The organism is Dysgonomonas sp. ZJ279 (assembly GCF_011039205.1).
Classification (GTDB): Bacteria; Bacteroidota; Bacteroidia; order Bacteroidales; family Dysgonomonadaceae; genus Dysgonomonas.
In genome coordinates, this window is record NZ_JAAKEL010000038.1 from 1 (window position 1) to 6,302 (window position 6,302).

Sequence of the window (6,302 nt, forward strand, 5' to 3'; positions counted from 1 at the left end):
AAAAAAAACGACGACATATAAAGAGGAAATTAAAACAAAATTACGTTAGTCAAATACTATTTACTTAAATGATCTATAAACTTATCTTTTGAGGCGATAATCTCGTCTTGCGATTTTATTGTCTTATTTAAAGACATTATTAAATCATCTTTTAACTCGATCTCTCTTTTTGCGGCACTTAGTTTGTGCGTGAGGTCGTCGATTATCCGTTGTGCTTCAACGCTTACGGCGTTTTGTCGTATAATTTCGATTTCGTCCTCTTTTATTATTTTTCGGGTCTTGTCGTCTGCCACATATACAATATTTCCTTTAACATGTTGGGCTTGATTACCATGTATGCCCGACGTTATCGTTTGCACATTGTTGTCGCCCGTGATAACATTTGAATTTTTATACTTCTCACCTTTGCCAGTTACCAACCATTCGGCGTTAACATCTTGAAAAAACGCTAATAAATTTTCGATAGCATTAGAGTTTAAAGGCGTTTCTTTGGCTTTTCCTCTGAAACTACCCGCAGTCATACCGATTTTAGGAAAAAATTCTTCTTTTATAACTCCCTTATCTTCTGCTATTTCTATAACTCTATCTTTTATGTTTGGCATTATATTATCGTTTAATCGTTATTTTATTGCTGTTTTATTTGCGTATAGCGAATATATTATCAATATTTGCAAAGTGTTTCACTATGAAATATGAGGCTTAAGGCTATAAAAATAGAAATAATTATTAACAATTAACTAAATATGAACGAAATAATTGTACCGCACACAAAGAAAAAGGAATTGCGGGAAACATTTAACACTAGCCATGTGACGGTACGAAAAGCACTAAAAGGAAAGAGTAAGAGTGTTTTAGCTAAACAAATAAGAGAAAGAGCACTACATACAAATATCGGCGGTTATGAAATAACATTGATAGAAAGCGAAAGCGCCACCCCGAATAGATAATTTATTCGCTTCTAAACCGTTAAACCCCGACAATATAATATCAATAACTAATTTTTTAAAAAAAAGAATGATGAAAAAAGAACAAGAGTTAACGTTACATGAAAGCGCAAGTGTATTAATGGCACTAACGGCGCAGCTAAGACGCAAAAACAATTATTTAACCAACCTAAAACAGCAGATAAACGGACAAAAGGCACAGGGCGGTAAGTTGACACGGGATAACGAAATACAACTTTATGCTTTTGCACACAACACGGCTGTCGACTGTCAGATTTTAGAAAAAGCGATCGAAAAACTTAAAGGTCAACATGTTAAGATTGCTATTAACAATTTGCCACCTATTTGCACTCTTATAGAGTCACTTTTTAGAAAGTAAGGGCGAAAAACGGGGTGTGTAGCTTAGTAGGTAAAGCATTGTATCAGCATACAAAGATCGGCGGTTCGAGCCCGCCCACACTATCAAATAAATAATAACTAAACTTTTATTCAACTATGGAGTATTTTAATAATATTTTATGCTTTGCGGCTGGCTGGTTAATAGAAAATGATATTTTGACTAAAGACGCTTACCGAAATATGGCGAGGCGTGACAAATTGCAAATTGTACGCCGCGCGTGCCGCAACACACCCGCGCTAATTTCTTACGACAGTATGCCCGACGCATTGAAAGAAACGATACAAACGATCATTAAGGGCGACCCCTATACAAAAGTAAAATACAGTGTATTAGAGGGCTTAATCGTTGCCAATACAGAGGCGAGCGTCTTTTTTGAAAGTTTTAGACTACCTAACGGGCGATTTATTCCTAAAAAAACACGCCTTACTTACTACAATAACGCGATTATCTTAGATGCTATTCATACGCTTATTATAAGCAAGCAAGCGAAACGCCGAGCAATGGGCGGCAAAACAACACGTTCGTGGGATAAGATAAGTGAGGCGGTGCAAAGCCTCGACCCCGTGCGATACCCGCACGATTTACCGACCAACGCGCGAAGCCTAGAACGTAAATATAAGGCTTATAAATCGAAAGATGAAAACGGCGGCTTTGTCTCGCTGATACATCAAAATTATCTAAAAGAGGTTACTAACAATACTAAGATTAATGACTCATACAAAGCGAGTGTTTTGTCTGAATTGCTGGGCGACCCGCGTAACCTAGATAATGCGCAAGTGGCGGCAAATTTCAACGAAATAGCTAAAAAATTGGGCTGGCAAGAGATCAGCACGCAAACGGCGGGTGTATGGCGTAAGAAACTAGATTTAATAGATTTTGCGGGGCGTCGCGGTACTGGCGAGTTATACAATAGCAAGCTAATGCAGGTTAAGCGATCGGCGCCCACAAACCCGCTTTATTATTGGACTTTGGACGGCTGGGATGTTGAGTTAATGTATAAAAGTGTGCAAGTACAAAAGTATAAAGACAAAAAAACGGGTATGACTAAAGAGCGCAATGTTACAACTTACTGGAATAGGTTAACGGTTGTCGTTGTTTTAGACCCGTTCAATAAATACCCCGTCGGGTATGCTATCGGCACGCACGAAACGCCCGAACTAATTAAGGCGGCTTTGCGTAATGCAGCACAGCACACCGCCGAACTTTTCGGCAACATGTACAGGACGCACCAAATACAAAGCGATAAGTACGCAAAAGACGCTATGCGCCCTATTTACGACGCAATGGGTGCACACTATACAATGACGAGTAAAAAGTTTAGCAATGCGAAAGCAAAGATTATTGAGCCTTATTTTAAATACTTAAATAAAACTTATTGCCAATCACAAATTAACTGGTCGGGCTTTGGCATCACGGCGAAAAAAGACAAGCAACCAAACAGCGAGTTTTTAAACAAGTATCACAATAATTTCCCCGACAAAAACGGGTGTGCGCAACAGATCGCCCGCTTTATTGAACATGAGCGCAATATCAAAAGAGATGCTTATCTCGAAGCGTGGGCGAAAATGCCAGCCGCCGACAAAATCAAATTATCGTATGAGTCTTATTTGCGCACATTCGGCGAAAGAACAGGACATAAAAACTACTTACATGGGTCGGGTGTACATGCTACAATTAACGGTATTAAGCGTTCATACGATTGTTTCGACCTTAATTTCAGAAAGCACGCGGCGACACAATGGTCGATCTTATTCGACCCCGACAACACAAGCCGAGTTTTAGCGATAAACGACGACGAGACGTTGCGCTTTGTACTGGAAGAAAAATATTTACAGCCTATGGCATTACACGACCGCAAAGAGGGCGACGCCGCCGCGCTTGCCCGTATTGGTGCATTTAACGAGGGTGCGATCGCGTACATAACGGAACAACGGGCAATAACAGGCGATAAGGTGCGCGAATTGTTCGACGGCAACCCGCAACTAAACGAAACAGCCGCAAAATTAATGTTAGTCGACAGTATGGGGCGTAATAAGATTTACAAACAGCCTCGCGAGTTGCCAGCGCAACCAGCCGACGAGAAACCGAGAACAAAATCAATTTACGAAAAATATTAATATCAATCTGAAATACATAAAATTATGACAACACTAGAAATTAAAGCAATCGTTGAATCATTACGTGTTTATTGCAAACGTTACCCAAGCCAAAATAAAGCGGCTACAAGTTTAGGAGTATCAAAGGCGACAATTTCGCAAATACTTTCGGGTAATCACGAACTTATCAGCGCCGAAATGTGGCGGGGTATAGCGGCAAAGATCGGCTACAAAGGCGGGCGCGAATGGAATATCGTACAAACGTCGGTTTACAGTGAGTTGTATAAGCTTCTTTATGATGCTCAACAAGATAGCGGTGTTTCGGCTATTACTGGTGATGCTGGTTGCGGTAAGAGTGAGACGTCGAAACGTTACGCCGCCGAAAATAAACGGGTTTACCGCCTCGAATGTTCCGAGTACTGGAATCGTAAAACTTTTATGCTGGAACTGCTCGAAATAATGGGTATCAATGCGGCAAATCTTACGGTTAACGAAATGATGAACCAAGTTGTCGAAAACCTTAAGAGCGAGCAAAGCCCGCTTATAATCTTAGACGAAGCCGACAAGTTGAGCGATCAAGTGCTTTACTTCTTTATCACTCTTTACAATAAGTTAGAGGATTGTTGCGGTATTGTGTTACTGGCAACCAACTTTTTAGATAAGCGCCTAAAACGTGGTGTTGCTAACAAAATAAAAGGGTACAACGAAATATACAGCCGTGTAGGTCGTAAGACTATACCACTAGACGGCAACACCGCCGAAAACTTCGCCGACATTTGCCAAGCAAACGGGTTGACCGACGATAATACGATAAAAGAAATAATAGACGACAGCGAGGGCGATTTGAGGCGCATAAAGAAAACAACCCGTGCAAGTATTAAGAGGACGCGGGAAAATGGAAAAGAAAGCGCCTAAAACACTATTTAAACAGTATGTAATAATTAAATGATTAACCCTAAAAAACAGAAAAAAGAAAAAACAGAACTAAAAACCGTAAAACCCCAAAAAACAAAACGCGCTCTTTCATTCAATGAAATAAAAACATTTAAGCCTCACTTATTACCTTTTACGGGAAAGTGGCTTGAGTCGATAGGACAACCCGAACTTACGGGCGCGTGGCTTATTTGGGGTAATACAGGAAGCGGCAAAACTCGCTTTTCGTGGCAACTGGTAAAGTATCTTACACAATTCGGCAAAGTGCTTTACAACTCTATGGAGGAGGGGCTCACGGGAACAATGCAACGTGCAATTTTTGATGTCGGTATGGCTGACGTGGCGACTAAATGGCAATTGTTGAACCGTGAGCCGATTAACGAATTAAAAGAAAGGTTACGCAAAAGGCGATCGGCTGATATTGTATTTATAGACTCGGTACAATATACAGGAATGAATAAAAAGCAATATTTCGACCTCGTAAACGAGTTTAGAAATAAGCTTTTTATTTTCTTGTCTCATGCCGACGGGGTGCACCCTCGCGGGGCGTTAGCCGAAACAATTTATTACGACTCGAATGTGCATATACGAGTCGAGGGTTTTAAAGGAATAATAACAAAAAGCCGTTACGGGGGGGGCGATGATTATATAATTTGGGATAAGGGATATAGAGACTACTGGAACGTATAAGGATAAGATTTTAACGTATTAAGAAAATAAGGACGGCAACGGCTTTATAACTGAAAATTTCGCAACTGGCTAATTTTAGCCAACGGGAAATTTTTTCTGTTTTTAGGTGTGCCGAAAGTAGAATATTAAAACATGAATAAAACGGCAACTAAAAAGCCGCGAAACCCTCACGGGTGGCTTTTCCTCTATTTACAATCAGTTTGCGACATTGACGATACAGAAGCGGCGCGCAAGGTATTAGTTAACCAATATTCGGGCGGTAAGACAGAAAGTTTAACAACGCTATTCAAAGAGTACCCCAACATATATAATAAAATGCGCACCGACTTATCGCCAGCCAAACCGAAAGAATCAGACAACATACTCGACAAGCCCCGAAAGCGATTAATGGCGGCTTTGTTTGAAATGCTGGAAAATAAGGAAAAGGAAAAGCCGAAAGACAAACAACGAAAGATCACAACCGAATATGTAAAAGCGGTTGCGTGTAGGGCTGCAAAGGTAGATCGGTTTAATAATATACAGTTACCAACGCTTAAAGCGCTTTATCGCTCAATCGGTGAAAAGAATATGAAAGAATGGGATAATTTAATAAAAGACTTATTAAACGGCATTATATAGTTATGAATTTAAAGGAGTTAGAAAGCGAAATAGAGCAAGCGGAACGCGCCCTATTTGAGACAACGAACCCGACCGACTGGGATAAGGCGGTACACCGTTATAATGAGTTAAAAATCAAATGGTTTCAATATACGGGCGAAAGCATCACGCTAGAGACTGTAAATATTGCAGAATATAACAATCATAAATTAAACACGCTATGACAGCAAAACGAGAAAAGCATAAAGTACAAGTAAATATAAGCATTGAAGTAATGCAAGAGGCGTTAAATTCTTATGCGATCAGTGACGCACAAATAGTTAAGTTAAACGCCGACCTCGATCTTAAAATTGCAAAATTGAGAGAGGCACGCGCCGACGAACTGGCACGGTTCGAAAAGGAAAAAACCGAGTCTTTCGGCATTGTACAAGCCTATGCACTGGAAAACAAAGCGACTCAATTTTCAAAGAAAAAAAGTATTGAATATGCGCACGGTGTTATCGGCTTTCGGAACGGTACGCCAAAGCTAAAGACAAAAAAGGGCTTCACGTGGGCGGCGGTTACAAAGTTGCTCGCCGAGTTTTTGCCGAACTATGTACGCAAAACCGAAGAACCCGCAAAAGATATGTTACTCGCTGACAT

At 40.4% G+C, this 6,302-nt stretch carries 9 protein-coding genes and 1 tRNA gene; 9 read left to right on the plus strand and 1 reads right to left on the minus strand.

Annotated elements, in window-relative coordinates:
• Positions 1 to 56: 56 nt before the first annotated feature.
• Positions 57 to 602, minus strand: coding sequence for a hypothetical protein (locus G7Y57_RS17480; protein ID WP_165027213.1), 546 nt, complete (start codon positions 600 to 602; stop codon positions 57 to 59).
• A gap of 141 nt (positions 603 to 743) precedes the next feature.
• Here G7Y57_RS17480 and G7Y57_RS17485 point away from each other — a divergent pair, with 141 nt between their 5' ends.
• From G7Y57_RS17485 to G7Y57_RS17525, 9 genes are all read left to right on the plus strand, one after another.
• Complete coding sequence (locus G7Y57_RS17485; protein WP_165027217.1) at positions 744 to 947, plus strand: hypothetical protein; 204 nt, start codon at positions 744 to 746, stop codon at positions 945 to 947.
• A 67-nt stretch (positions 948 to 1,014) separates the two neighbouring features.
• Complete coding sequence (locus tag G7Y57_RS17490; RefSeq protein ID WP_165027220.1) at positions 1,015 to 1,323, plus strand: hypothetical protein; 309 nt, start codon at positions 1,015 to 1,017, stop codon at positions 1,321 to 1,323.
• Positions 1,324 to 1,335: 12 nt separating this feature from the next.
• Positions 1,336 to 1,406: transfer RNA gene (locus tag G7Y57_RS17495), tRNA-OTHER, on the plus strand.
• Positions 1,407 to 1,439: 33 nt separating this feature from the next.
• Positions 1,440 to 3,461: a hypothetical protein gene (locus G7Y57_RS17500; protein ID WP_165027223.1), complete on the plus strand. Its 2,022-nt coding sequence runs from the start codon at positions 1,440 to 1,442 to the stop codon at positions 3,459 to 3,461.
• Between the two features lie 24 nt (positions 3,462 to 3,485).
• The gene (locus G7Y57_RS17505) at positions 3,486 to 4,355 is read left to right on the plus strand and encodes an AAA family ATPase (RefSeq protein ID WP_165027226.1); all 870 of its coding nucleotides are present in this window, start codon (positions 3,486 to 3,488) and stop codon (positions 4,353 to 4,355) included.
• Between the two features lie 30 nt (positions 4,356 to 4,385).
• The gene (locus G7Y57_RS17510) at positions 4,386 to 5,063 is read left to right on the plus strand and encodes an ATP-binding protein (protein WP_165027228.1); all 678 of its coding nucleotides are present in this window, start codon (positions 4,386 to 4,388) and stop codon (positions 5,061 to 5,063) included.
• 132 nt (positions 5,064 to 5,195) lie between these two features.
• Positions 5,196 to 5,681 (plus strand): hypothetical protein, encoded by a 486-nt coding sequence (locus G7Y57_RS17515; RefSeq protein WP_165027231.1) that lies wholly within the window; start codon positions 5,196 to 5,198, stop codon positions 5,679 to 5,681.
• A gap of 2 nt (positions 5,682 to 5,683) precedes the next feature.
• On the plus strand, positions 5,684 to 5,884 hold the full coding sequence (locus G7Y57_RS17520) for a hypothetical protein (protein ID WP_165027234.1): 201 nt from the start codon (positions 5,684 to 5,686) through the stop codon (positions 5,882 to 5,884).
• Positions 5,881 to 6,302 (plus strand): host-nuclease inhibitor Gam family protein (locus G7Y57_RS17525; protein ID WP_255491506.1); only part of this gene is annotated, 422 nt, incomplete at its 3' end. The genes G7Y57_RS17520 and G7Y57_RS17525, both read left to right, overlap by 4 nt.

What these genes read in the sequence shown, in the direction of transcription:
- G7Y57_RS17500 (WP_165027223.1), top strand. Translation starts at nt 1,440, where the DNA reads ATGGAGTATTTTAATAATATTTTATGCTTTGCGGCTGGCTGGTTAATA.
- G7Y57_RS17505 (WP_165027226.1), top strand. Translation starts at nt 3,486, where the DNA reads ATGACAACACTAGAAATTAAAGCAATCGTTGAATCATTACGTGTTTAT.
- G7Y57_RS17480 (WP_165027213.1), bottom strand. Translation starts at nt 602, where the DNA reads ATGCCAAACATAAAAGATAGAGTTATAGAAATAGCAGAAGATAAGGGA.
- G7Y57_RS17510 (WP_165027228.1), top strand. Translation starts at nt 4,386, where the DNA reads ATGATTAACCCTAAAAAACAGAAAAAAGAAAAAACAGAACTAAAAACC.
- G7Y57_RS17490 (WP_165027220.1), top strand. Translation starts at nt 1,015, where the DNA reads ATGATGAAAAAAGAACAAGAGTTAACGTTACATGAAAGCGCAAGTGTA.
- G7Y57_RS17485 (WP_165027217.1), top strand. Translation starts at nt 744, where the DNA reads ATGAACGAAATAATTGTACCGCACACAAAGAAAAAGGAATTGCGGGAA.
- G7Y57_RS17520 (WP_165027234.1), top strand. Translation starts at nt 5,684, where the DNA reads ATGAATTTAAAGGAGTTAGAAAGCGAAATAGAGCAAGCGGAACGCGCC.
- G7Y57_RS17515 (WP_165027231.1), top strand. Translation starts at nt 5,196, where the DNA reads ATGAATAAAACGGCAACTAAAAAGCCGCGAAACCCTCACGGGTGGCTT.